Annotated in this window: 21 protein-coding genes; 8 read left to right on the forward strand and 13 right to left on the reverse strand. The window is 72.4% G+C overall.

The genetic code is table 11. From position 1 onward, the window contains the following. Positions 1 to 11: 11 nt before the first annotated feature. The 4 genes from OG299_RS27795 to OG299_RS27810 form a co-directional block, all read right to left on the reverse strand. Positions 12 to 1,382 (reverse strand): lipase/acyltransferase domain-containing protein, encoded by a 1,371-nt coding sequence (locus OG299_RS27795; RefSeq protein WP_327362965.1) that lies wholly within the window; start codon positions 1,380 to 1,382, stop codon positions 12 to 14. 116 nt (positions 1,383 to 1,498) lie between these two features. Then, complete coding sequence (gene sucB, locus OG299_RS27800; protein ID WP_327362966.1) at positions 1,499 to 3,298, reverse strand: 2-oxoglutarate dehydrogenase, E2 component, dihydrolipoamide succinyltransferase; 1,800 nt, start codon at positions 3,296 to 3,298, stop codon at positions 1,499 to 1,501. A gap of 53 nt (positions 3,299 to 3,351) precedes the next feature. Further along, positions 3,352 to 4,740 (reverse strand): dihydrolipoyl dehydrogenase, encoded by a 1,389-nt coding sequence (lpdA, locus tag OG299_RS27805; RefSeq protein WP_030291706.1) that lies wholly within the window; start codon positions 4,738 to 4,740, stop codon positions 3,352 to 3,354. 297 nt (positions 4,741 to 5,037) lie between these two features. After that, positions 5,038 to 6,570: a leucyl aminopeptidase gene (locus OG299_RS27810; RefSeq protein WP_266629915.1), complete on the reverse strand. Its 1,533-nt coding sequence runs from the start codon at positions 6,568 to 6,570 to the stop codon at positions 5,038 to 5,040. Between the two features lie 346 nt (positions 6,571 to 6,916). Here OG299_RS27810 and OG299_RS27815 point away from each other — a divergent pair, with 346 nt between their 5' ends. The 5 genes from OG299_RS27815 to OG299_RS27835 all read left to right on the forward strand — a co-directional run bounded on the left by OG299_RS27815 (position 6,917) and on the right by OG299_RS27835 (position 13,809). After that, positions 6,917 to 8,944, forward strand: coding sequence for a hypothetical protein (locus tag OG299_RS27815; RefSeq protein WP_266629917.1), 2,028 nt, complete (start codon positions 6,917 to 6,919; stop codon positions 8,942 to 8,944). Positions 8,945 to 9,130: 186 nt separating this feature from the next. Continuing rightward, complete coding sequence (gene pelF / locus OG299_RS27820; RefSeq protein WP_266629919.1) at positions 9,131 to 10,651, forward strand: GT4 family glycosyltransferase PelF; 1,521 nt, start codon at positions 9,131 to 9,133, stop codon at positions 10,649 to 10,651. Continuing rightward, the gene (locus OG299_RS27825; protein WP_327362967.1) at positions 10,648 to 12,186 is read left to right on the forward strand and encodes a hypothetical protein; all 1,539 of its coding nucleotides are present in this window, start codon (positions 10,648 to 10,650) and stop codon (positions 12,184 to 12,186) included. Before pelF ends, OG299_RS27825 begins: the two co-directional genes overlap by 4 nt. A 115-nt stretch (positions 12,187 to 12,301) precedes the next feature. Then, positions 12,302 to 12,949 (forward strand): spherulation-specific family 4 protein, encoded by a 648-nt coding sequence (locus OG299_RS27830; RefSeq protein ID WP_266629923.1) that lies wholly within the window; start codon positions 12,302 to 12,304, stop codon positions 12,947 to 12,949. Continuing rightward, complete coding sequence (locus tag OG299_RS27835) at positions 12,946 to 13,809, forward strand: endo alpha-1,4 polygalactosaminidase (RefSeq protein WP_327362968.1); 864 nt, start codon at positions 12,946 to 12,948, stop codon at positions 13,807 to 13,809. Before OG299_RS27830 ends, OG299_RS27835 begins: the two co-directional genes overlap by 4 nt. Positions 13,810 to 13,920: 111 nt before the next feature. On the opposite strand, the gene OG299_RS27840 is transcribed toward OG299_RS27835, so the two are convergent. The 6 genes from OG299_RS27840 to OG299_RS27865 all read right to left on the reverse strand — a co-directional run bounded on the left by OG299_RS27840 (position 13,921) and on the right by OG299_RS27865 (position 20,955). After that, positions 13,921 to 14,556: a VOC family protein gene (locus OG299_RS27840; protein WP_327362969.1), complete on the reverse strand. Its 636-nt coding sequence runs from the start codon at positions 14,554 to 14,556 to the stop codon at positions 13,921 to 13,923. A 139-nt stretch (positions 14,557 to 14,695) separates the two neighbouring features. Further along, a complete protein-coding gene (locus OG299_RS27845) occupies positions 14,696 to 15,868 on the reverse strand; it encodes a sensor histidine kinase (protein WP_327364605.1) in 1,173 nt (390 codons plus the stop codon). 82 nt (positions 15,869 to 15,950) lie between these two features. Next, positions 15,951 to 16,685: a hypothetical protein gene (locus OG299_RS27850; RefSeq protein ID WP_266629929.1), complete on the reverse strand. Its 735-nt coding sequence runs from the start codon at positions 16,683 to 16,685 to the stop codon at positions 15,951 to 15,953. Next, positions 16,682 to 18,568: a phosphatidylglycerol lysyltransferase domain-containing protein gene (locus OG299_RS27855; protein ID WP_327362970.1), complete on the reverse strand. Its 1,887-nt coding sequence runs from the start codon at positions 18,566 to 18,568 to the stop codon at positions 16,682 to 16,684. The genes OG299_RS27850 and OG299_RS27855 overlap by 4 nt, the downstream gene beginning before the upstream one ends. A 36-nt stretch (positions 18,569 to 18,604) precedes the next feature. Further along, positions 18,605 to 19,678 carry a nicotinate-nucleotide--dimethylbenzimidazole phosphoribosyltransferase gene (cobT, locus tag OG299_RS27860; RefSeq protein ID WP_327362971.1) on the reverse strand — a complete coding sequence of 358 codons (1,074 nt, stop codon included), beginning with the start codon at positions 19,676 to 19,678 and terminating at the stop codon, positions 18,605 to 18,607. Between the two features lie 71 nt (positions 19,679 to 19,749). Then, positions 19,750 to 20,955 carry a bifunctional adenosylcobinamide kinase/adenosylcobinamide-phosphate guanylyltransferase gene (locus OG299_RS27865; RefSeq protein WP_266629935.1) on the reverse strand — a complete coding sequence of 402 codons (1,206 nt, stop codon included), beginning with the start codon at positions 20,953 to 20,955 and terminating at the stop codon, positions 19,750 to 19,752. A 115-nt stretch (positions 20,956 to 21,070) separates the two neighbouring features. Here OG299_RS27865 and OG299_RS27870 point away from each other — a divergent pair, with 115 nt between their 5' ends. After that, complete coding sequence (locus OG299_RS27870) at positions 21,071 to 21,283, forward strand: hypothetical protein (RefSeq protein WP_266629937.1); 213 nt, start codon at positions 21,071 to 21,073, stop codon at positions 21,281 to 21,283. 76 nt (positions 21,284 to 21,359) lie between these two features. Here OG299_RS27870 and OG299_RS27875 read toward each other — a convergent pair whose 3' ends face one another. Further along, complete coding sequence (locus OG299_RS27875; protein WP_266629939.1) at positions 21,360 to 22,103, reverse strand: class I SAM-dependent methyltransferase; 744 nt, start codon at positions 22,101 to 22,103, stop codon at positions 21,360 to 21,362. 65 nt (positions 22,104 to 22,168) lie between these two features. Continuing rightward, positions 22,169 to 22,777, reverse strand: a complete 609-nt coding sequence (locus tag OG299_RS27880; RefSeq protein ID WP_266629941.1) for a DUF3043 domain-containing protein — start codon at positions 22,775 to 22,777, stop codon at positions 22,169 to 22,171. Between the two features lie 323 nt (positions 22,778 to 23,100). On the opposite strand from OG299_RS27880, the gene OG299_RS27885 reads away from it, so the two are divergent. Together OG299_RS27885 and pspAA are read left to right on the forward strand one after the other, a co-directional pair. Further along, on the forward strand, positions 23,101 to 23,895 hold the full coding sequence (locus OG299_RS27885; protein WP_266629943.1) for a PspA/IM30 family protein: 795 nt from the start codon (positions 23,101 to 23,103) through the stop codon (positions 23,893 to 23,895). 13 nt (positions 23,896 to 23,908) lie between these two features. Continuing rightward, the gene (pspAA, locus tag OG299_RS27890; protein ID WP_266629945.1) at positions 23,909 to 24,187 is read left to right on the forward strand and encodes a PspA-associated protein PspAA; all 279 of its coding nucleotides are present in this window, start codon (positions 23,909 to 23,911) and stop codon (positions 24,185 to 24,187) included. Between the two features lie 88 nt (positions 24,188 to 24,275). Here the strand turns inward: pspAA and OG299_RS27895 are convergent, their stop codons facing one another. Continuing rightward, positions 24,276 to 25,046 (reverse strand): hypothetical protein, encoded by a 771-nt coding sequence (locus OG299_RS27895; RefSeq protein ID WP_266629947.1) that lies wholly within the window; start codon positions 25,044 to 25,046, stop codon positions 24,276 to 24,278. Between the last annotated feature and the right edge of the window lie 86 nt (positions 25,047 to 25,132).

The following is a 25,132-nucleotide window of genomic DNA, read 5'->3' on the forward strand; positions in this document are numbered from 1 at the left end:
TGCGTTCCTGGTCAGGGCCGTTGGGTGAGGCTGGTAACAAGGACGACGCCCAAAGACGTGACCCGGCCCACCGACAGCCGGTACGCGCCCGGTTGCGGTGGCGGGAACGCGGCGGCGTAGCGGCCGCCGCCCAGACTGCGCAGGGGGCGGGCCGTCGGCCGGCTGCCGTCCGCCGGGCGCAGTTCCGCCGTGAGCCGCAGGTCCGCGTCGGGGGCGGTGACCGTGACCTCGTACGGGGCTCCGGCCGCCAGCACGGCGGGTGCCTGCACGCCCAGGCGGGCCGCGGCGGGGTGCTCGCGCCGGCGGCGGGGCGGGGGCGTGTGGCCCAGGAGGCCCCACAGGGCGTCCCGGACGCCCCGGTTGTGGTGCAGGGAGCCGTGCTGCTCGTACGGGGTGAAGGACTCGGTCACCGCGCGGCCCGGGCCCTCGCCGGGCGCGTCCGCCGGGAGGGCCGCGAGGAGCGGCACCGTGCCGTCGCCGCCCCCGGCGGCTGCGTCGGGCTCCGGCAGGAGCGTCAGGCGGTCGTCCGCGTACGAGGCGATCGCCGCCGTCGGCTGGCCGACGCCGGCGATCACGTGCAGTCCGGCCCGCGGCGGGGCGCTGCGCAGGTCCGCGTGGAAGCGGGCCGCGTCCGCGAGCAGGGCCGCGTCCACGCCCGGCAGGCCCGGCAGGTCGCGGGCGTACGCGAGGCCCTGCGGACCCGTCACGCAGGGGTAGTCGGGGGCCAGCTGGTGCAGGGACGGCAGGCTGCGGGCGAAGGCGCCGAGGTCCGGGCCCGCCGCGCGACTGCCGTCGACCAGGCCGGCCAGGGCCTCCACGGAGCCCTGGTGCGGGGTGCCCAGGGTGATCAGGCGGCGGGTGATCTCGTGGCCGCCGAGGCGCTCCACGTAGTGCCGGGCGACCAGCCCGCCCAGCGAGTGGCAGAGGAAGACCACCCGGGCCTCGCGCCGCTCGGGGGCCGAGGCCCGCCAGCGCTCCAGCTCCAGGTCGATGCGGCCCTTCAGCCGCTCCGCGTTGAAGCGGCAGGACAGGCGCCAGTCGTACGGGAAGGTGAGGAGGTTGTCCGCCACGGACAGGGTGAAGTGCCGCTCCAGCCAGCGCAGCAGGTCCGTGTAGCCGTCCACCGGGTGCCAGATGCCGGGGAGGGCGTGCAGATCGGGCATCAGGCCCACGGGGACGACGCCGTCGCCCGGGTCGCCGTCGCCGATGTCCTTCGGGAGGCGCAGGGCCGTCACGGAGCGGCCGAAGCTCTGCAGGCCGCGTAACAGGGCGGCGCCGGACAGGTCCCAGACCGCCGTGCCGTCGGCGTCCGCCAGCCGGCTGCCCATGATGCCCGGCAGTACCACGACAAGATCCGTCACCTGTGCCCGTGCCCGTGCCATACGACGCCCCCCGAGATGTCACACATGGACCCACCAGGGTATGACGACGGCGCCCCCGCCCGAAGTGGTTCCGGGCGGGGGCGCCGTGCGTGGCGTGAGCCGATGGGGCGTCAGCCTCAGAGGCCGAGCTCGACCTCGAACTCGCCGGCCTCGAGGATCGCCTTGACGGCCGAGAGGTACCGGGCCGCGTCCGCGCCGTCCACCAGGCGGTGGTCGTAGGACAGGGTCAGGTACGTCATGTCGCGGACGCCGATGACGGTGCCCTCGGGGGTCTCGATGACCATCGGGCGCTTGACCGTGGCACCGATGCCCAGGATGGCGACCTGGTTCGGGGGCACGATGACGGTGTCGAACAGCGCACCGCGCGAGCCGGTGTTGCTGATGGTGAAGGTCGCGCCCGACAGCTCGTCCGGCGTGATCTTGTTGCCGCGGACCTTGGCGGCCAGGTCGGCGGTCGCCTTGGAGATGCCCGCCAGGTTGAGGTCACCGGCACCCTTGATGACCGGGGTCATCAGGCCCTTCTCGGAGTCGACGGCGATGCCGATGTTCTCCGAGTCGAAGTAGGTGATGGTGCCCTCGTCGTCGTTGATCCGGGCGTTGACGACCGCGTGGGCCTTCAGCGCCTGGGCGGCGGCCTTGACGAAGAACGGCATCGGCGAGAGCTTGACGCCCTCGCGGGCCAGGAAGGAGCCCTTGGCCTGCTCGCGCAGCTTCATGATCTTGGTGATGTCCACCTCGACCACGGAGCTGAGCTGAGCCTGCGAGTGCAGCGCCTTCATCATGTTGTCGCCGATGACCTTGCGCATGCGGGTCATCTTGACGGTCTGGCCACGCAGCTCGGAGACCGCGGCGGCCGGGGCCTTCGCGGCCGGAGCGGCGGCAACCGGAGCCGGGGCGGCAGCGGCGGCCTTGGCGGCCTCGGCGGCAGCCAGGACGTCCTGCTTGCGGATACGGCCACCGACGCCGGTGCCCGAGACCGAAGCCAGGTTGACGCCGGACTCCGAGGCGAGCTTGCGCACCAGCGGGGTCACGTACGCGCCCTCGTCACCGGCGGAGACCGGAGCGGCGGGGGCGGCGACCGGAGCAGCGGCGACCGGAGCCGGGGCGGCGACCGGGGCAGCGGCGACCGGAGCCGCAGCGGCCACGGGGGCCGGAGCGGCCACGACCGGGGCCGGGGCGGCGACCGGGGCAGCGGCGGCCGGGGCCGGGGCGGCGACCGGAGCGGCGGCGGCCGGGGCCGGGGCGGCGACCGGAGCAGCCGCGACCGGGGCCGGAGCGGCGGCCGGGGCGGCACCGGCGGCGCCGATGACGGCCAGGACGGTGCCGACCTCGGCGGTCTCGTCCTCGTTGATCCGGATCTCCAGCAGCGTGCCGGAGACCGGCGCGGGGATCTCGGTGTCGACCTTGTCCGTGGAGACCTCGAGCAGCGGCTCGTCGGCCTCGACGGACTCGCCGACCTGCTTCAGCCAGCGGGTGACGGTGCCCTCGGTGACGCTCTCGCCCAGGGCGGGGAGAACGACGTCCGTGCCGGAGGCGGCAGGGGCGGCGGCGGCCGGAGCCGCGGCGGCCGGGGCCGGAGCCGCCGGGGCCTCGGCGACCGGAGCCGGAGCGGCGGCCGGAACCTCGGCGACTGCTGCCGGTGCCGGGGCCGCGGCCTCGGCGGCAGCCGGGGCGCCGGAGCCGTCGTCGATGACGGCCAGCTCGGCGCCGACCTCGACGGTCTCGTCCTCGGCGACCTTGATGGACGCCAGGATGCCGGAGACGGGCGACGGGATCTCGGTGTCGACCTTGTCGGTCGAGACCTCGAGCAGCGGCTCGTCGGCCTCGACGCGCTCGCCCTCGGCCTTCAGCCAGCGGGTGACAGTGCCCTCAGTGACGCTCTCGCCGAGCGCCGGAAGGGTTACGGAAACCGACATGGTTTCTGTTGCTCCTTACGAAAGTGCGGAAGTGGTCGTCGCGCCCGGGACGATTAGTCGTGGGAGTGAAGCGGCTTGCCGGCCAGGGCCAGGTGGGCCTCGCCGAGCGCCTCGTTCTGGGTCGGGTGCGCGTGGATGAGCTGCGCGACCTCGGCCGGCAGGGCCTCCCAGTTGTAAATCAGCTGGGCCTCGCCGACCTGCTCGCCCATCCGGTCACCGACCATGTGGACGCCGACCACGGCACCGTCCTTGACCTGGACGAGCTTGATCTCGCCCGCGGTCTTGAGGATCTTGCTCTTGCCGTTGCCCGCAAGGTTGTACTTCAGGGCCACGACCTTGTCCGCACCGTAGATCTCCTTGGCCTTGGCCTCGGTGATGCCGACGGAAGCGACCTCGGGGTGGCAGTACGTGACGCGCGGAACGCCGTCGTAGTCGATCGGGACGGTCTTCAGACCGGCCAGACGCTCCGCGACCAGGATGCCCTCGGCGAAGCCGACGTGCGCGAGCTGCAGGGTCGGGACGAGGTCGCCGACGGCCGAGATCGTCGGCACGTTCGTCTGCATGTACTCGTCGACCAGGACGTAGCCGCGGTCCATCGCGACGCCCTGCTCCTCGTAGCCGAGGCCCTGCGAGACCGGGCCGCGGCCGACGGCGACCAGCAGCACCTCGGCCTCGAAGGTCTTGCCGTCGGCCAGCGTGACGCGCACGCCGGTCTCGGTGTACTCGGCCTTGTCGAAGAAGGTGCCGAGGTTGAACTTGATGCCGCGCTTGCGGAACGCGCGCTCCAGCAGCTTCGAGCTGTTCTCGTCCTCGACCGGGACGAGGTGCTTGAGGCCCTCGATCACGGTGATGTCGGAGCCGAAGGACTTCCACGCCGAGGCGAACTCGACGCCGATGACGCCGCCGCCCAGGACGATGGCCGACTCGGGGACGCGGTCCAGGACCAGCGCGTGGTCCGAGGAGATGATGCGGTTGCCGTCGATGTTCAGGCCCGGCAGCGACTTCGGCACGGAGCCGGTCGCCAGCAGGATGTGGCGGCCCTGGATGCGCTGGCCGTTCACGTCGACGGAGGTCGGCGAGGAAAGGCGGCCCTCACCCTCGATGTACGTCACCTTGCGGGAGGCGACCAGGCCCTGCAGGCCCTTGTACAGGCCCGAGATGACCTCGTCCTTGTACTTCTGCACACCCGCGATGTCGATGCCCTCGAAGGTGGCCTTCACGCCGAACTGGGCGGCTTCGCGCGCCTGGTCCGCGATCTCGCCCGCGTGGAGCAGGGCCTTCGTGGGGATGCAGCCGTTGTGCAGGCAGGTGCCGCCGAGCTTGTTCTTCTCGATCAGGGCAACGTCCAGACCCAGCTGGGATGCGCGCAGAGCCGCGGCGTAACCGCCACTGCCACCGCCGAGGATCACTAGGTCGAAAACGGTGCTGGCGTCGTTCGCCACGTCACGTCCTCCATGCATGTGCGCCGGGCACCGGTCCTCTGTGACCGGGCGGCGGCTGGTAATCGGCCGCTTGTTTCTTCGGCCCTGTGGTGGGGGCCCTGTCCTGCCGAGAACCCATCTTCGCATTTGTCGGGGGAACGCGGGACGCCGGGCCCGGACTGTGGCAGGTCGTTCTGTCCGAAGTAAGGGTTACCCGTGCGTAGAAACCTACGGATTGCTTCGGATTCCGTCGTGAACGGACCTCGCCCCGGGCCTCCTCCAAGGGCCCGGGGCGAGTCACGTCTCACACGGGGAGCGTCAGCCCAGGTCGCCCGTGGCCGTACGCTCGGCCAGCCGCACCAGGGTGCGCACGGCCGAGCCGGTGCCGCCCTTGGGGGTGTAGCCGTACGGGGCGCCCTCGTGGAAGGCCGGGCCCGCGATGTCGAGGTGCGCCCAGGTGATGCCCTCGCCCACGAACTCCTGCAGGAAGAGGCCGGCCACCAGGCCGCCGCCCATCCGGACACCCATGTTGGCGATGTCGGCGGTGGGGGAGTCCATGGTCTTGCGCAGTTCCGCGGGGAGCGGCATCGGCCAGGAGGCCTCGCCGACCTCCTCGGCGATCTCGTGGACCGCGGTGCGGAAGGCGTCGTCGTTGGCCATGATCGCGAAGGTGCGGTCGCCCAGGGCGAGCACCATGGCGCCGGTCAGGGTGGCGACGTCGACGATCGCGTCGGGGTTGTCCTCGGAGGCCTTGGTCAGGGCGTCGCCCAGGACCAGGCGGCCCTCGGCGTCCGTGTTCAGGACCTCGACGGTCTTGCCGCTGTACATGCGCAGCACGTCGCCGGGCTTGGTGGCGGAGCCGGAGGGCATGTTCTCGGCGAGCGCGAGCCAGCCGGTGACGTTGACCTGGAGGCCCAGCTTCGCGGCGGCGATGACGGCGGCGAAGACGGCGGCGGCGCCGGACATGTCGCACTTCATCGTCTCGTTGTGGCCGGCCGGCTTCAGGGAGATGCCGCCCGAGTCGTAGGTGATGCCCTTGCCGACGAAGGCGAGGGTCTTCTCCGCCTTGGGGTGGGTGTAGGAGAGCTTCACCAGGCGCGGCGGGTTCTCGGAGCCCTTGCCGACGCCCATGATGCCGCCGTAGCCGCCCTTGACGAGCGCCTTCTCGTCCAGGATCTGGACCTTGACGCCGTTCTCCTTGGCCGTCGCGGAGGCGACGGCGGCGAAGGCCTCGGGGGTGAGGTCGTTCGGCGGGGTGTTGATCAGGTCGCGGGCGACGTTGACCTCGGTGGCGACGACGCTGGCGCGCTCGGCGGCCGCCTTGTGCTCCTTGTCGCGCGGCTTGGCACCGAGCAGGGCCACCTCGGCGAGCGGCTGCTTCGGGCCGCCGTTCTTGGCGGAGCCCTTCTTCTCGCCGCCCTGGTAGGCGGTGAAGGCGTACGCGCCGAGCAGCGCGCCCTCGGCGACGGCGGTGACGGCGGAGGCGTCGTCCAGGGGGAGCGCGAAGGCGGCCTTCTTGGAGCCGTGCAGGGCGCGGGCGGCGGCGCCGGCGGCGCGGCGCAGGGCCTCCTCGTCGTACGACTCGTCCTTCTCGGGGACGGGGCCGAGTCCGACCGCCAGCACGACCGGGACCTTCAGGCCGTCCGGCGCCGGCAGCTTGGTGGTCTCGCCTTCGGCGCCGGAGGCGCCGAGCGCGTCGAGCACGGCGGCGAGCTTTCCGTCGTACGCCTTGTCCACGGCCTCGGCGCCTGCGGCGACGACCGGGCCCTTGGGGCCCTTCGCCACGCCGACCACGAGGGCGTCGGCGCGGAGCGTCGCCGCGCCGGCAGTGCTGAGAGTCAGAGCAGTCACGGTGGTGAAGTCTCGCTTCCGTTTGTGTTGTGGGCCGAGTGGGTGGACGGCCATCCGCAGCGATCGTATTCCGGCCCGGCGGCCGCCAGAAATGAGCCTACGCGTACCGGCTGGTCCGTACGCCACTCGAAGGTTTGGCAAGTTGTTCGATCAAGACGGCGGCAGGTTCACCCATCCGTGGCTTCCGGACCAGGTTTGCCCTTTAGACCTGACGAGGTCCGAGAGACTCGAGCCACTCTCGCAAGGGGACGCGGGGTCCCTTTGCATGATTTCCACAGAGCCTCCTCGGCCCGGCCGACCGCCACAGGGCCGTTGTCGAGTGATGCCTGCGGGGGGAAAGGCCGAAATGGTCAACAAGAACCGGATGAACAGGGCTGCCGCCGCAATGGCGGTGGCAGCGCTGATGTCCGTGGCAATGCCCGCTGCGACCGCACAGGCGGCCGCGACACCGCGCATCGACCTGAAGGTGCTGGTCGTCGACGACGGCGGCAGCTCGGTCGAGGCGATCACCGCGGAGCTCCGGGACACCGGAGTCCCCTACACGCGCGTCCTGCTGGGCGGCTCCGGCCGCCCGGTGATCAACGCCGCGTTCCTGAGCGACACGGTCGACGGCCGGCCGCGCGCCAAGTACCAGGGCGTCGTACTGCCGAACGAGAACCCGTTCGGCGAGGGCTCGGCCGAGATGGCCGCGCTCACCGCGTACGAGACGACGTACAACATCCGCCAGGTCGACGCGTACACCTGGGCCCACCCGGGCGTGGGCCTCGAATACACGGACAACGGCGGCTTCAGCGGACAGCTCGACGGCACCCAGGCCGCCGTCACCGCCGCCGGCAAAGCAGGCCCCTTCAATTACCTCGCCGGTCAAGTCACCTTCGAGGACAACTCCACCCTGATTCCGGAGAGCTACGGGTTCATGGGCAAGCCGCGGGCCGGCTACACCAGCTACCTCGACGCACCCGTCGGCGGCGGACGGGCCTCGCTCGTCGGCGAGTACACGCACGACGGACGCAGCGAACTGGTCGTCACCTTCGGCTACAACCAGTACCAGCAGCAGTTCCGGCTGCTCGCCCGCGGCATCGTCGACTGGCTCACCCAGGGGGTCCACCTCGGTCAGAGCCGCAGCTACTTCGCGGTCCACGTCGACGACGTCTTCGCCCCGGACGCGCGCTGGAGCAAGGACCTCAACTGCACGCCCGGCGACTACGCCTGTGCGGGCGGCGAGGGCAAGGAGAGCACCATCCGCATGACCGCCGCCGACGCCCAGTACGCGGCGCAGTGGCAGACGAGCAAGAACTTCAAGCTCGACCTCCTCTTCAACGCCGGCGCCGGCGAGGAGTGGAAGACCGAGAACGGCGGCACCGACGCCCTCACCGCGCAGCTGGTCGCGGACCGGGCCAAGTACCGCTGGATGAACCACACCTACACGCACCCCTTCCTCGGCTGCGTCCAGGACACCACCACCAACCCGTGGACCTGCACGAAGAACGCCGCGGGCGCGATCAACTGGATGAGCCGGGCCGACATCTCCGCCCAGATCCGGGACAACAACAACTGGGCCGCCGCCAAGGGCATCACCACCGACCGCACGGAGCTCGTCACCGGCGAGCACTCCGGCCTCAAGACCCTGCCGCAGCAGGGCCAGGACAACCCCAACCTGGCGGGCGCGCTCGCCGACAACGGGGTCAAGTGGGCGGGCAGCGACAACTCGCGCGAGCCCGTGCAGCGCGCGGTCGGCGCCGCCCTGACCGTCCCCCGCTACCCGATGAACGTGTACTACAACACGGGCACCAACGCGGAGATGGCCGACGAGTACAACTGGATCTACGCCAGCCGCGCCGCCGGCGGCAGCGGAGTCTGCGAGGACAACCCCGCGACCTCCACCTGCCTCCCGGCCCCGCTCAACACCACCACCGGCTACCTGGACTACATCGTCCCGGCCGAGGCGCGGACCGCCCTGCGCCACGTCCTGGCCAACGACCCGCGTCCGCACTACGTCCACCAGTCCAACCTCGCCGAGGACCGCACCCTTTACCCGGTGCTCAACCAGGTCCTCGACACCTACCGCGCGCTCTACGCGCCCAGCGCCCCGATCGTGAACCAGAGCATGAAGGACACCGGGGTCGAGCTGAGCCGCCGGGCCGCCTGGGACAAGGCCATCGCCAACAACCAGGTCACCGCCTACCGCATCGGGACCGCCGTCACCGTCAAGGCGCCCTCCGGGATCGTCGCCCCGATGACCGCACCCACCGGCACCAAGAAGCAGCTCCTGCTGGGCACCGCCGACTTCGGCACCGCCTACGCGGGCAACCGCTCGGCGTGGACCGCGCCCGAGCTGCTGCAGAGCGCGGTCACGCTCAAGCTGCCCAGCTGACCTGCCGCCGCACCAATCTGCACGGGTGAGTGAGCCGAAGGGGGCGCGTCGGCGAAGGAGGGCGAGCGCCCGGAGAAAACCGCGAAGTACGAGCGGTTTTCGAGGACGCACGCCCTCCTGGTGCCGACAAGAGCGTCCCCGGAGGCGAACGAGCCCCAAAAAAAGAGTCCTGGGGGGACACAGCGCATGAGCCATGGGCGTCATGTCACCATGCTCACCGAAGGCACCTATCCGCACATCCACGGGGGAGTCAGCACCTGGTGCGACCAGCTGGTGCGCGGGATGCCGGAGGTCGACTTCAACGTCATAGCCCTGACCGGCTCCGGGCGCGAGCCGGTCACCTGGGAGCTGCCGCGCAACATCTACCGGCACACTGCCGTCCCGCTCTGGGGACCGCCGCCGGGACGCAGCCGTCGCTCCGCCCTGCGGGGCAAGGCGCACCGCCGCTTCACCGAGACCTACGAAACCTTCCTGCTCTCGCTCCTCGACCCCACCCGCGGAGGATTCTCCGAGGCCCTGCACGAACTGGCCGTCCTGGCCCGGGCCGGCCGCCTCGCCCCGGCCCTGCGCTCCGAAACGGTCCTGCGGCTGCTGATGACCGTGTGGACCCGCCCCGGCCTCGTCACCGCCGCCGCCGAGCCCACCGTCCACGACGCGCTCACCGCCACCGACCTGCTCGAACACGCGCTGCGGCCGCTGTGCGTACGGATCCCGCCCGACAGCGTCGCGCACGCCGTCAGCAGCGGCCTCGCCACCCTCCCGGCCCTCGCCGCCAAGTACCTCGACCGGGTGCCCTTCCTGCTCACCGAGCACGGCATCTACCTGCGCGAGCGCTACCTCGGCTACCGCACCGCCGAACAGCGCTGGCCGGTCAAGGCGTTGATGCTCGGCTTCTACCGGGAGCTCAACACCGAGGGCTACCGGCAGGCCGACCTCATCACCCCGTGCAACCAGTACAACCGCCGCTGGGAGGAGCGCGGCGGCGCCGCCCCCGACCGCATCCGCACGGTCTACAACGGCGTCGACCCGTACGCCTTCCCCGAGGCCGGACCCGAACCCGAGGTGCCCACCCTGAGCTGGTGCGGGCGCATCGACCCGATCAAGGACCTCGAAACCCTCATCCGGGCCTACGCGTTCATGCGCGAGGAACTGCCCGCCCTGCGGCTGCGCCTGTTCGGCCCGGTCCCGGCCGGCTGCGAGGAGTACAAGCTCCGGCTGGAGAAGCTCGCCGCCGAACTCGGGGTGGGCGACGGCATCTCGTACGAGGGCCGCATCGCGGAAGTGGCCCAGGCCTATGCGGCGGGCAGCGTCGTGATGCTCTCCAGCATCAGCGAGGGCTTCCCCTTCAGCATCATCGAGGCCATGTCCTGCGGCCGCACCACCGTCTCCACCGATGTCGGAGGGGTGCGGGAGGCCGTCGGCGACACCGGGCTCGTGGTACCGCCGCGCGAACCGGAGACCATGGCCCGCGCCACCCTCGCCCTGCTCCGCGACGACGAGCGCCGCGCCGAACTGGGCCGGCGCTCCCGCCGGCGGGTGATCGAGAAGTTCACGCTCCACCAGTCCGTGGACGGCTTCCGGCACATCTACCGCGGCCTCGCCCAGGCCGGGCAGCCCGTCCTGCCCGTGCGCGCGGGCGACGACTGGACGCAGCGGGTCGCCGACCCCTGGTACCGCGAACTCGCCGCCGACGGGAGCCTGTGGTGAGCGGATCCCTCTGGCTGCGCGTCCCCGGCGGCGACACCCTGCCCGCCCTCCCCCGGCCCGGGCACACCGGGCCGGGGGAGGGCAGCCCCGCAGGCGACCCGATGGACGAACTCGCCGAACGCCTCGGCCCCTTCATCGCGGCCGCCGTCCACCCCGACGAGATCGCCGCCATCCTCGAATCCGACGGGATGACCGACGAGCACATCCGGCTCACCTACGGGCGCCACGACTCCTTCGGCCTCGCCGAGGAGCTCTACGACCGGGTGCCCCGCGCCTTCCCGGAGCCGGAGCACGTCCCCGACCCCTGGAAGGTCTCCCTCACCGCCTGCCTGCTCCGCGGGGTGATCTTCGCGCTGCCCGGTCTGGCGTACGTCCTGGGCGCCCCGCTGCTGGAGGGCCCGCAGGACCGGCTCGGGCTGCCCGCCGGGACGCTGACCCTGCTCGCCGGGGCGCTCATCGGCTGGGTGTGGGACCAGACCCTGTCCCACCGCGCCTACTCCTGGATGGGCCTGGGCGACCGGGCCGCCGCCGGGCGGACCCTGCTCGTCGGGGCCCCCGTCGGCGCCCTGCTCGGCATGGCCGCCGCGCTGACCGTGCCCGGCGGGCCGCCGTTCTCGTACGCGTTCGCCACCGGCCAGGCCCTGTACGTCGGGGCCGCCACCGTCCTGCTGGTCCTCGGCCGGGAGCGGGTGCTGCTCGCCGCGCTCGCCCCGATGGCCGGGGGGTCGCTGCTCGCGCTGTTCACCGACCCGCCCGTGCCGGTAAGGGTGGGCCTGCTGCTGGTGTCCCTGCTGGCCGCCTGCACCCTCGCCGTACGGGAGCTGCCGCTGGCCGAGGGCGTACGGGCCGGCGTGCGCCGGATCCGTGGCTGGGCCGGACACCGGCCCGGCGAGGGCCCGGTGCGCTGGCGGATGCTGCGGGGCGCCGAGGAGGAGTACGGCCCGCGCGGACCCCGCATCGGGGACTCCGTGCCGTACGGGGTGTTCGGTCTCGGGACCGGCCTGCTCGTGCTGTACGCCGCGCTGGGGGAGGTGCTCGCCGGGGGTCCCGCCGAGGCCGTCGCCGCCCCCTCGGCGGTGGCGCTCACCCTCAGCATGGGTCCCGCCGAATGGCTGCTCCACCGGTTCCGCAGCGGGAGCCTCGCCGGGCTGCGGGCGGCCCGTTCGCCCCGGCAGTTCTGGCTGCGGATGCTCGGCACGCTGGGCCGCTGCCTCGCCGCGTACCTCGCGGTGCTGCTGCTCCTCGGGCTGGCCGGCACCCTGCTGTGGCCGGGAGCCCCGGGGCTGACCGGGGTCCGGGTCGCCACCCTGCTGCTGCTCGGCACCGTCATGTGGACCGGGCTGCTGCTCCAGTCCTTCGGGGCGGTCCGGCCCGCGGCCGTGGTCTGCGCTTCGGCGGCCGTCGCCCAGAGCCTGGCGCTGCTGCTGGGGCTGGGGCAGCCGCGGCTGGTCCAGCTCGTGGTGGCCGGTGCGGCCGCGGCCGCCCTGGGCACGCTGGTCTGCCTGCTCCTCGGCCGCGCGACGGCCCACCGCTGATTCGGACCCGTACAACATGCCCGTACAACGTGACCCTGCACCACGTGACCCCGTACAACCTGACCCCGTACAACCTGACTCCGCACCACGTGACCCGTACAAGAAGAAGGCCCTCATGCTGCTGGTGCCCCTCTACGAGCACCCCGCCGACCGGCCCGAGGACTGGGAGCTGCTGATCCGCTCCGCCGGCCGGCTGCACTCGGTGGTCCTCAACCCCGCCAGCGGGCCGGGCGAGGCCCCCGACGAGCGGTTCGCCGCCGTCGCGGAGCGGCTGCGCGATGCCGGGGTGCCCGTCCTCGGCTACACCGACACCGACTACGGGCGGCGTCCGCACGCCGCCGTCGTGGCGGACCTGCTGCGCCACCGCGACTGGTACGGCGCCGACGGGGCCTTCCTCGACCAGGCCTCCGCCGATCCGGCGCTGCTGTCGCACTACGGGCGGCTCGCCATCGCCGCCCGGGCCGCCGGCGCCCGCACCCTCGTCCTCAACCACGGGGTCCACCCGCACCCCGGCTACGCCGGCCTCGCAGATCTGCTGGTCACCTTCGAGGGCCCCTGGGACGCCTACCGGGACGCGTCGGTGCCGCCCTGGACGGCCGACCACCCCGCCCAGCGGTTCTGCCACCTCGTGTACGCGGTCCCGCCGGGCGCACCGGCCGCCGAGCTCGCCCGGCAGCGGGGGGCCGCGGTGCACTGCGCGGTCCCCGGGACCGGTGCGCACCCGTGGGGGACCCTCCCCTACGCCCTGGAGGCCGCCGGATGACGCGCACCACCCGCCGCGGCCTCGGCGGCCGGGCCCTGCCGCTGGTCCTGCTGCTCCTGCTCGCCGCCTGCACCACCGAGCGGCCGGACGAGCCGGAGGACCTGTCGCCCGCTCCGGCGCCGGGGGCGCGCTGGCAGCCGAAGCCGGGGGTCAGCTGGCAGTGGCAGCTCACCGGGAAGCTCGACACCTCCGTGAAGGCGGCGGTGTACGACGTCGACGGGTTCAACACCACCAAGGAGCAGGTCGACGGGCTGAAGAAGGCCGGCCGGCGGACCGTCTGCTACCTGTCCACCGGCGCCTGGGAGGACTTCCGTCCCGACGCCGACGCCTTCCCGAAGGAGATGCTCGGCAAGGGCAACGGCTGGGAGGGGGAGCGCTGGCTGGACATCCGGCGGCTGACCGAGCTGGAGCCGCTGATGGCGAAACGATTCGACATGTGTCATGACAAAGGCTTCGACGCGCTGGAGCCCGACAACATGGACGGCTACCGCAACGACACCGGCTTCCCGCTCACGGCAGACGACCAGCTGAAGTACAACCGGATGATCGCGAAGCTGGCGCACGACCGGGGCCTCGCGGTCGGGCTGAAGAACGACCTGGACCAGATCCCGCAGCTGGTGGGGGACTTCGACTTCGCGGTCAACGAGCAGTGCGCCGAGTACGACGAGTGCGAGCGGCTCACCCCGTTCATCACGGCGGGCAAGGCCGTCTTCCACGTGGAGTACGAGGGCAAGCTCGCCCAGTGGTGCGGGCGCTCGCAGGAACTGCGGCTGAGCTCGCTGCAGAAGAAGTACGAACTGGACGCCTGGCGGCAGTTCTGCCCGCCCAAGGACAAGGACAAGGACAAGGGCCAGGACTAGGTTCTGTCTCTTTGCGGGCCATGACCGCTTCGAAGGCGGGTGCGTCGCCGGCCTGGCCCGCGGTGACGGTCAGTCCCAGCCGGCTGCTCCCGCGGGGCAGTCGGGTCCTGGTCAGATCGTGACCGGGCCGTTGGCGGTGGCGAACTCGACGGAGACCAGGCCCGGTTCCTCGTCCTCGACCCAGGTGACGTCGATCTGGTCGAGGGGGTGGTCGGCCGGTTCGCCGAGGAATTCGGCGATGGAGGCGGCGTCGCCGGCGATGGAGACCCCGTGGATGGTGGTGGAGGTGCGCGGGTCGGCGCTCGGGCGCTCCTCGACGGGGACCGACCACTGAAGGAAGTAGGGCAGTTGCGGGTCCTCCAGCAGTTCCAGCAGGCCGATCTGCTTCCACCTCAGGTCGAACCCGTCGGGGCGGACACGGTGGCCCTCGGCCGAGGTGCGGCCGAGGCGGGCCTCGACCGGGGCGATGTCGTCGACGGAGACCACCCAACCGAGCCAGCCGCCGCCCTCGGCGGCGCGGCGCGCGACCGCCCGGCCGAAGGGTGCGCGGTCGGCGGCGGGGTGGTCGAGTGTGGTGACGACCTCGACGTAGGTGCCGCCGCTCAGCGGGAGAATGAAATTGCGGGTGCCGAATCGCGGGTGCACGCCCCCGTCGACGAACCCGGCGCCGAGGGCCGATCCGATCCACTGGACGGTCGAGACGAAGCTGTCGCGGGCCACTGCATAGGACACGTGATCAAGTCGCACTGCGCCATCATCACCCGACAACCCGCACACATCCCGACGCCACGCCCGACGCCACGCCCGCCGCCCCGGCCGTGTCCGCCGTGGATTCAGCCGTGGAGCGGATCGATCATCGTCATCCCGGCTGGGACCGGGGCTGGGACTAGGCGACCGGGAGGACCGCGTGCACCCGGTAGCCGCCGCCGAACCGGGGCCCGGCGAAGCAGGAGCCGCCCAGCGCCGTGGCCCGTTCGCGCATGCCGAGCAGCCCGTGGCCGCCGCCCGCGCCGTCGTCCGCGGGGAGCTCGGCGGTGCCGCCGTCGTCCAGTACGGTCACCTCCACCGAGGTGCCGACCCGCACCACGCTGACCTCGGCCCGGACCTCCGGGCCCGCGTGCTTGCGCACGTTGGTCAGGGCCTCCTGGATCACCCGGTACGCCGCCAGGTCCACGGCGGCCGGCAGCGGATCCCGCTCCCGGCCCAGCTCGACCATCACCTTCACCGGCAGCCCGGCGTGCCGGAAGGTGTCCACCAGCTCGTCCAGTACGGTCAGCCCCGGCGCCGGCTCGGTCGGCGCCTCCGGGTCGCCGGACTGCCGCAGCAGGCCGACCGTGGCCCGCAGCTCGTTCAGCGCCGAGCGGCTCGCGTCCCGTACATGAGCCAGGGCCTCCTTGGCCTGGTCGGGACGCTTGTCCATGACGTGCGCGGCCACCCCCGCCTGCACGTTGACCAAGGCGATGTGATGGGCCACCACGTCGTGCAGGTCACGGGCGATCCGCAGCCGCTCCTCGGCGACCCGCCGCCGGGCCTCCTCATCGCGGGTCCGCTCGGCCCGTTCGGCCCGCTCCCGTATCGCGTCGACGAACGCCCGCCGGCTGCGCACCGCGTCGCCGGCGGCCGCGGCCATCCCCGTCCAGGCGAAGATGCCGATGTTCTCCTGTGCGTACCAGGGCAGTGGGCCGGCCAGCATGGCCACGCCCGTCAGCCCGGCCATCGTGAGCAGGGCGATCCGCCAGGTGGTGGGCCGGTCGGTGCGGGAGGCCAGCGTGTACAGGGCGATCACCGTGGACATGGCGACGGGGGCCCGGGGCTCGCCGGTGGTCAGCTCCAACAGGCACAGCCCGATGGTCACGGCGAGCACGGTGCGCGTGTGCCGCCGCCGGAACACCAGCGCGGCCGCGCCCAGCACGATCAGCAGCAGGGAGAACGGCTCGGGGGTCCGGGTCCCGAAGGTGGGCCCGTGCGGGCCGTGCGGATCGGCGAACGAGCCGACGACCATCGAAACGAGCGCCCCGAGCGCGAGAACGGCATCGGTGGCGAGCGGATGGGTCCGCATCCAGTGCCGGGTGGGGGCGAACGGCCCGAGGTCTGTCGTCACCCCGATACGGTACGGCCTGCCTCCGGCCGGGCGGACGGCGTCAGAGGCCGGGACGGTGCGGGGGCAGCGGGGCGGCCGGGGGCGGGCGCCGGCCGAGGGGGGCGCGGGAGCGTTCCGGGCCCCATTTCGCGCGGACCACGCAGACCGCCATGACGGCGGCGATGGCCGCGAGGTGCTCCTTGCCCGCCAGGTTGTCCTTGACCAGCACCTCGCCGATCATCACCACGATCACGGCGGCGCCGGTCAGGTACGCCCGGTACCGCCAGCACACGTAGATCGCGAGGCCGACCACCGCCGCCGACGGGCCGGTGTCGTTGACGACGCGGTCGGACACCGGCAGGCCGAAGGGGTGGTCGGGGCCCAGCGAGAGCCCGATCCGCGCGTACGTGGTCCCGGCGAGGGTGGCGACGTAGCCGATCAGCAGCGTGCGCCACCAGCCGATGCAGATCTCCGAGATCCCGAAGACCAGCAGGATCTGGACGAGCGCCCCCCACACGGGCAGGTCGAGGGCGGGGACGAACAGGGACAGCGGGGTGCGCAGCACGGCCAGCCACAGCGGGTCGACGGCCTTGACCGACCCGAGGTTCTGGACCGGCTGGAACCCCCAGGACGTGTTCTGGACGATCTGGAAGACCGACGTCAGGCAGACGGCCCCCAGCGTCATCGGGGCGGCCCGCCACTTGTCGCGGACGAGGGCGTCCCGGACGGTCCGGAACAGGGGCCCCCACTCGCGGCGGGCGAACCGCCGGAGGGGGGTGGTCGTCCACGCCGTCAACGATTGGTCTCCAGATGTCTGCGGTTCAGCCACTTCGGCAGCCCGGGAGCCTCCAGGAAGCCCTCGGCCCGGCCCGCCGCGATACCGATCCGCAGCAGGTCGGAGCTCTTCTCGAAGAGCATGAACCGCGGTTCCCAGATCGGCCGGTATTTGGCGTTGGCCCGGTAGAGGGACTCGATCTGCCACCAGCGGGAGAAGAAGCTCAGCAGCGAGCGCCACATGCGCAGCACCGGACCCGCGCCGAGCTTGGACCCCCGCTCGAAGACGGAACGGAACATCGCGAAGTTGAGCGAGACCTGTGTGACGCCGATCTCCTTGGAGCGTTCCAGGAGTTCGATGACCATGAACTCCATCAGACCGTTCTCGGAATCGCGGTCACGGCGCATGAGGTCCAGCGAGAGGCCCTTGGGGCCCCACGGCACGAAGGACAGCACGGCGCGCAGATCGCCCTTGCCGTCGGTGCACTCCAGCATCACGCACTGGCCGTCGCCGGGATCGCCCAGTCGGCCCAGTGCCATGGAGAAGCCGCGCTCGGTCGCGCCGTCGCGCCAGTCGTCGGCGCGGGTGAGGAGTACGTCCATCTCCTCGGCCGGGATGTCGGCGTGGCGGCGGATCCGGACCGTGTACCCGGCGCGCTTGACGCGGTTGTAGGCCTGCCGGACGGTCCGCATGGCGCGGCCCTCCAGGGTGAACTCGTCGGTCTCGACGATGGCCTCGTCGCCCAGCTCCAGTGCGTCCAGGCCGTGCCGCGCGTAGATCTGCCCGGCTTCCTCGCTCGCGCCCATCACGGCCGGCACCCAGCCGTGCTCGCGGGCCTCGGCCAGCCAGGGCTCGATGGCGCCGGGCCAGGCCTCGGGGTCGCCGATCGGGTCGCCGGACGCCAGCGAGACCCCGCCGACCACGCGGTACGTGACGGCCGCCTTGCCGGTGGGGGACCAGATGACGGACTTCTCGCGGCGCAGCGCGAAGTAGCCGAGCGAGTCGCGGTCGCCCTGCTTGGCGAGCAGCGCGCGCAGCTTGTCCTCGTCCTCCTCGGTCAGCGGGTCGACGGCGCGGCGCGAGCGGAAGGCGGCGAGCAGCACGGCGATCAGCAGCAGCGTCGACATGACGTTGATGACGATGTCCACCCAGCCGGGCGTGGTGATCGCCGCGTAGTCGCGGGCGTTGGGCTCCAGGGTGATGAGCCGCATCACGCCGTACCGCCAGCGGGCCAGGAACGTGGCGTCGGCGGAGTCCGGGTCGGTGTTGGCGGCGCCGACGATCAGCGCGGCGAGCAGCGAGGTGAACAGCAGGCCGACGGCGCCGACGATGGTGGCCAGCTTGGGGTTGGAGCGGTCGCCCTTGGCGTAGAACTCCCGGCGGCCGAGCAGCAGGGCGCCGACGAAGGCCGCGGTCAGCGCGAGGGAGACCCAGTTCTGGGTGTGGTCGCGGAACTCCGGGTAGCAGAGGTTGAAGTCGCCGCTGGTGCACGGGGCGAAGGCCGCGGTGGCGAAGGCCAGCAGCAGCATGCCGCTGAGCACCAGGTTCAGGATCCACGCGGCCCGCTTGCGGCGGCCCATGGTGACCGCGAGCAGCAGCGAGAACAGGCCGGACGCGAAGCCCGCCGTGAGCAGGTACGGGGTGTAGAAATCGGCGGTGTTGTGCCGGCGCAGGTCCTGCCCGAGCGAAAGCCACACCGCGCTGAGGAAGTTGACGAAGGTGACGGCGCGCAGGTACCAGACCGCGAACGCGGCGCTGCGCCGCGACCGGGCGGACCCCCGGCCGGTCTCCCGGCCGCCCCCTTCGTCTCTCCTGCTGTTCGTGTCCTTGCCGGATCCCTGTGCTGCCTTGGCAGCCTGTGCGGGCCGGTCGATGTCTGCGCTGGTCACGCGGGCCTCTCCCATGAAACGCGATCATATGGGGCGCCGCCGACCGGTTGCTCAGTCCTTCGGCTCCTCCGGCTCCCGGGCCGCCTGCTCCGGGAGTTCCGCCGCGAGTGCGGCGGCCGCCTGGACCAGGGGCAGAGCCAGCAATGCCCCGGTTCCCTCTCCCACTGTGACGCCGTGGTCGAGCACAGGGTTGAGTGCCATCCGGTCCAGGGCCTTCGTCTGGCCCGGCTCGCCGCTGGCCTGCCCCGCCAGCCACCAGTCGGGGGCCCGGAACGCGGCGCGCTGGGCCACCAGTCCGCAGGCCGCCGAGACGACGCCGTCGAGGATGACCGGCGTGCGGCGGACCGCGCACTGGAGCAGGAACCCGGTGATCGCGGCCACGTCGGCGCCGCCGACCGCCGCGAGCAGGGCCACCTGGTCGCCGAGGACCGGACGGGCCCGGCGCAGCGCGTCGCGGATCGCCGCGCACTTGCGCATCCACATCAGGTCGTCGATGGGCAGCCCGCCGCGTCCGGTGACCACAGACGCATCGGTTCCGCACAGGGCGGCGACGAGCACCGCCGCGACCGTGGTCCCCCCGACGCTCACGTCCCCCAGGATCACGAGGTCGGTGCCGGAGTCGGCCTCCTCGTCGGCGATCCGCATCCCGAGCCGCAGGGCCGCGTCGGCCTCCTCGAGGGTGAGCGCGTCCTCGATGTCGATCCGCCCGCTGCCGCGGCGTACGCGGTGGCGGACCACGTCCTCGGGCAGCAGCCCGGGCTCGCAGTCCAGGCCGGCGTCCACGATCCGTACGCTGGCGCCGAGGCGCCCGGCGAGGATCGAGACGGGGCTGTGCCCGTCGAGCACGGAGCGCACCAGCTCGTGCGCAGTGCCGGCGGCGCGGGCGGACACCCCCTCGGCGGCGATCCCGTGGTCGGCGGCGAACAGCACGACGCGGGGCCGCTCGATCGGCCGGACGGGAACCCGCCCCTGCGCGGCGGCGAGCCACTCGGCGAGCTCGTCGAGCCGCCCCAGTGCCCCGGCCGGTACGGCCAGCCGCTCACGGCGTTCCTCGGCGTCACGCCGGACGCCCCCGTCGGGGCGCTCGATCAGATCGGAGAAGTCGTCGAGATTCAGCGTGGTCATCTGCCAGAGCGTACAGCGGGTAAGGCCCTCCCCAAGCCCCGTCCGCGCTGCTCGCCGGGCGGGGCGCGGAGTCAGTCCTTCAGGACCACCGCCTGCCCCGCGACCACCATCAGGACGTGCTCGCACTCGGCGGCCACCAGGTTGTTCAGGCGCCCCAGTTCGTCGCGGAAACGCCGGCCGGACGCGGTCGCGGGAACGATGCCCGAGCCCACCTCGTTGCTGACGGCCACCACCGTGCGACGGGTCGCCCGCACGGCCGCCACCAGCTCCGCCACCCGCTCCCTGAGCTCCTTTTGACCCTGCGCCGCCCAGACGGCGTCGTCCCAGGCGCCCGCCCGGTCCATCGCGTCGGTCAGCCACAGCGCCAGACAGTCGATCAGCAGCGGCGGCCCTCCCTCCACCAGCAGCGGCGCCAGCTCGCAGGTCTCCACCGTGCGCCAGCTCCCCGGCCGCCGCTCCCGGTGCAGGCCGATCCGCGCCGCCCATTCCGCGTCGCCGTCCCGGGAGCCGCCGGTGGCCACGTAGACCACCTCCGGGAAGCTCCCCAGCCGCCGCTCCGCCTCGAAGGACTTCCCCGAGCGGGCGCCGCCGAGCACCAGCGTCCGGCGCGGCAGGTCCGCCGCCGCGTGGTACTCGCCGACGGTCACCGTCGTCCCGTCCGGCACCGCCCGCGCCCCGGCCGCAGCGCACCGGCGGTTCAGCTCCCGGCCCGGCGGGGTGTCGTGGTCCAGGTGCACGGCGATCACGTCGGTGGTCGGCCCGGCGGCGCCGCTCGCCCGCAGCCGCGCCAGCGCCTGCGGCCGGCCCAGCACGTCCGCGAGGACCATGTCGTACGGGCGCTGCCCGACGGCGCCGTTCGTTCCGGCCGGCGCCCCGCCCGGCGGGAGGTACAGCAGCCGGCTCCCGTCCGGCCCGGTCACCTCGTACCCGGTGCCCGGCGCGTCCATCGGCACCGCCCGCACCCGGTGCCCGCTGATCACCGCGAGCTCCCGCCCGTCCGGCACCCGCCCGGCGGCCGGCAGCCCCGGCGGCAGCTCGAGCGGCGGCCCGTCGTGCGGATGGGTGAGCAGGACCTGCCGTACGCCGGCCAGCGAATGCCCCGCGCGGGCGCCGGCCAGCACCGCCCCGGGGGTCAGGTCGAGCAGCAGCGCCCCGTCGACGAGGAGGGACGTCGCGGCGCGCGACCGGGGGCCGACGGAGACCGCGCAGGCCGCGCAGGGACAGCCGGGGCGGGGCAGTCCTTCGGGTGTGCCGGTGCCGAGCAGAGTGAGTTCCACGAGAAGATCCTCCCGCGTCCCCGGGAGTGGTGCGCGCCCGGCTACTCTGCGGGCAGACTCAAGCAGAGATGCGTGCGGAATGCGTGCGAGCAGCGGACGAGCAACGGAGGCGGACATGGCGTGGACGTGGCGGTTCGAGAAGGCCGACGGCACCGAGACGAGCCCGGCGGTCGAGCCGGAGGAGTTCACCACGCAGGGCGACGCGGAGTCGTGGATCGGCGAGGTCTGGAAGGAGCTGCTGGAAGGCGGCACCGAGCAGGTGAAGCTGTCCGACGACAGCGGCACCGAGCTGTACACGATGAGCCTGCGTGAGGCGCTGAACGCCTGACCGGCGGCTGCCGATGCAGGAAGCCCGGACCCCGCACGGGGTCCGGGCTTCTGCGGATGTGGTGCAGGGGGGCGGGTCAGCCCCGTACGCCGCACAGGTGCAGCAGCGCCGCGACCCCGCGGTAGGGGTCGGTCCGCCCGGCGCGGTCCTCGGCGGCCAGCAGCCGCTCCAACTCCTCGTCCGGGGGAAGTTTCTCGCCGGCCTCGGTCCCGTCGGTGAAGACGCGTACCCCGTACCAGGCCTGCAGCGGTGCGCCGATCCCGGACAGCGTGGCCGTGAGCCCGGCCAGCCGGTCGGCCCGTACGTCCAGGCCCAGCCGGTTCGTGTAGTCGATGGTGTCGAAGGCGGCCAGGGCGGCCTGCCAGTCGGCGTCCAGTCCGGGCCGCATCGCGAGGGCGTCGCCGTTGCGCACCAGCAGGGACAGCAGTCCGCCGGGCGCCAGCATCCGGGCCAGCCCGGCGAGCATCGCGTCCGGCTCGGGCACGTACATCAGAACGCCGTGGCACAGCACCACGTCGAAGCTGCCCGGCAGGAAGTGCGCGCCGGTCTCGCGGCCGTCGCCCTCCATGAGCCGGACCCGGTCCTGGATCCCGGCGGGCTCGGCCGCCAGCGCCTCCTGGGCGACGGCGAGCATCGCGGGGTCCTGCTCCAGTCCGGTCACCTTGTGCCCGGCGCGGGCGAGACGCAGCGCCTGGGTGCCCTGGCCCATGCCGACGTCCAGGACGCGCAGCCGCTGCCCGACCGGGAAACGGTGCGCGATCTGTTCGTCGACCTGCCGGCCCACGAGTTCCTGGCGGACGGCGTTGCGCAGTCCGCCCAAGCCCTCGAGCCACAGCCTGGCGCCCCCCGCGAAGCTGTCTCCCGACGCTCCGGGCTTCCCTCCGCTCAGGGCCGTTCCCCGCGCTTGACCTGCGGCTTCGGCAGGCGCAGCCGGCGCATCTGGAGGGTGCGCATCAGGCCGTACGCGATCGCGCCGCGGCGCGGCTCGTCGGGGAAGCGCTCGGCCAGGGCCTTGCGCAGCCGCAAGCCCAGGCCGATGGAGTCGAGGATGATCAGGGCGATCACGGCCAGCCACAGCAGCAGCGCGATGTTCTGGATCGACGGCACCCGCACCATGCTCAGCACCAGGATGATCACTGCCAGCGGCAGGAACATTTCGGCGACGGAGAAGCGGGAGTCCACGAAGTCGCGGACGAACTTGCGCACGGGACCCTTGTCGCGGGCCGGCAGATAGCGCTGGTCGCCGTTGGCGAGGGCCTCGCGCTGCTTGGCCATCTCTTCGCGACGGCGCTCGCGGGCGCGCTTTGCATCCTCCTTGCGATTGCCGGTCGATGCCACGACGGCCTTGCGCTGCGACTGGGCCACAGCACGCTTCGGCGTCGGGCGGCCCTTCGGGGCCTGCGGGTCACGGGGCTGCGAGAGGTCGGCGGTCACCTTGTCGGTGGCTGCGGCCTTCTCTTCCTTGGAGGAACGGCTACCAAACACAAAACCCAAGCCTACGTGGTTGCGGGCGGGTACCCCACCCCGGCGGGGAACGATCCGGCAACGGCGGGCGTCTTCCCTGTGCAGGGTTCGTTACAGCGGGTCGGGCCTTCCCGGACCCTCCGGCGCCCGTCGGGGGAGCACCTACTCCCTACGCCTGACAAGGGCGGCGGCGGAGTCGTCCTGGAGGAGGAGCGCATCCGTACACGAACAGTGCGGTAATGGAGACAGGGCCCGTACTGTGGGTTCTGATGGTGGTCGGCCCGGCAGGCCGGGGTGATCGCCATGGCTGGTGACCTGGAGCGAAGTCCGTCAGAAGGGGGCGCGCGAAGCCCATGAGCGGTGTCATGAAGCGTATGGGGATGATCTTCCGCGCGAAGGCGAACAAGGCCCTGGACCGGGCCGAGGACCCGCGCGAGACCCTCGACTACTCGTACCAGAAGCAGCTGGAGCTGCTTCAGAAGGTGCGCCGCGGCGTCGCCGACGTGGCGACCTCCCGCAAGCGCCTGGAACTGCAGCTGAACCAGCTCCAGGGCCAGTCCGCCAAGCTCGAGGACCAGGGTCGCAAGGCCCTCGCCCTGGGCCGCGAGGACCTGGCCCGCGAGGCGCTGTCCCGGCGTGCCTCGCTGCAGCAGCAGGTCAGCGACCTGGAGGTGCAGCACCAGACCCTGCAGGGCGAGGAGGAGAAGCTGACCCTCGCCGCGCAGCGCCTGCAGGCCAAGGTGGACGCCTTCCGTACGAAGAAGGAGACCATCAAGGCCACGTACACGGCGGCGCAGGCGCAGACCCGGATCGCGGAGTCCTTCTCCGGCATCTCCGAGGAGATGAGCGACGTCGGCCTGGCCATCCAGCGGGCCGAGGACAAGACCGCCCAGCTGCAGGCCCGCGCCGGCGCGATCGACGAGCTGCTGGCCTCCGGCGCCCTCGACGACCAGAGCGGCCTCGGCTCCAAGGACGACATCCAGGCCGAGCTGGACCGCCTCTCCGGCGGTACGGACGTGGAGCTGGAGCTCCAGCGGATGAAGGCCGAGCTGGCGGGAGGCCCGTCGGCGCAGCAGCAGGCCATCGAGGGCGGTGCCCAGGGCAGCGCCCAGCAGCCGCAGACCCAGCACCGGTTCGACAAGCAGTAGGACGGGGCCCGTCATGATTGTCCGCATCATGGGGGAAGGTCAGGTGCGGGTGGCCGACAGCCACTTCACCGAGCTCAACAAGCTGGACGACGACCTGCTCGGGGAGATGGAGAGCGGCGACGAGGAGGGCTTCCGGCGCACGCTGGGCGCGCTGCTCGAGGCCGTACGGCGGCTCGGCGAGCCGCTGCCGGACGATGCACTGGAGCCGTCCGAGCTGATCCTGCCCGAGCAGGACGCCTCGCTCGACGAGGTCAGGGAGATGCTCAGCGACGACGGCCTGATCCCGGGCTGAGCCGCCCGGCGGCAGGACACGGGCACGGATGTAGAGGTGCAGGCGCCCGGCCGGCCCCCTTCCAGGGGCGGGCCGGGCGCCCCCGTGTCTAGTGCTTCGTCGATTTCGAGACCGGTCTCCGCTCCGGATCCGGGGTCCCGCCGATGAAGTTCTCGAACCTGCGGCGCGGGGCCGCCCAGCGCCGGTCGTGGTGGAACGCGCGCAGCCTGGCCTTGGCGCGGGCCCGCGGGCGTTTCGCGTAGAACCTCTTCGCGTACGGGGAGCCGGGCCGGGCCAGCCGGATCGCCCCGATCAGCGCCACGAAGGGGATGACCGTGCCGAAGAACGCGGTGCGCGCCTTGCCCTTCCACAGGGCGATCAGGGCCAGGAAGAAGTTGGTCGCGGTGTTCATGATGATGAGCCCGCGGCTCTGGCGCTCCTCGGCGGTCAGGTCGTTGACGCCGAACGGCAGGAACCCGCCCAGCACCAGCGCCACCAGCGCGGCCGTCAGGACCACGATCTCGACGCTCTTGCGGCCCTGCTCGCTCCAGTAGACGTCGTCGAGGTGCAGGATCAGCGCGAACTCGTCGAGCACCAGGCCGGCGCCCAGCCCGAAGATGACGGCGGAGAGCAGCGCGCCGAAACCGTACCGGCCGCTGCCGACGGCACCGAACCCGCCGATGATCACGAGGACGACGCCCGGCACCACGTGGTGGATGTGCACGCCGCCCGGGGTGACGTTCTTGAACGGCCCCCGCCCGGCCCGGATCAGCCGGGTGATCACGCGGGTGACGAGGAACGACATGACGAACGAAAGCAGGGCGAGGAGCAGGGGGAGCTTCCCCGGTTCGACGATGTTCCGGTACCACCAGTGACCCATACCGCCGGCTCCCTGTTGTGGGTAGCTCCCCAATTTTCCCGTATGGGGCAATTTACCGCCCTCGGCGAGCGGGTAGCGTTCGCGCC

Origin of the sequence: Streptomyces sp. NBC_01296 (assembly GCF_035984415.1) — a bacterium.
GTDB lineage: Bacteria > Actinomycetota > Actinomycetes > Streptomycetales > Streptomycetaceae > Streptomyces.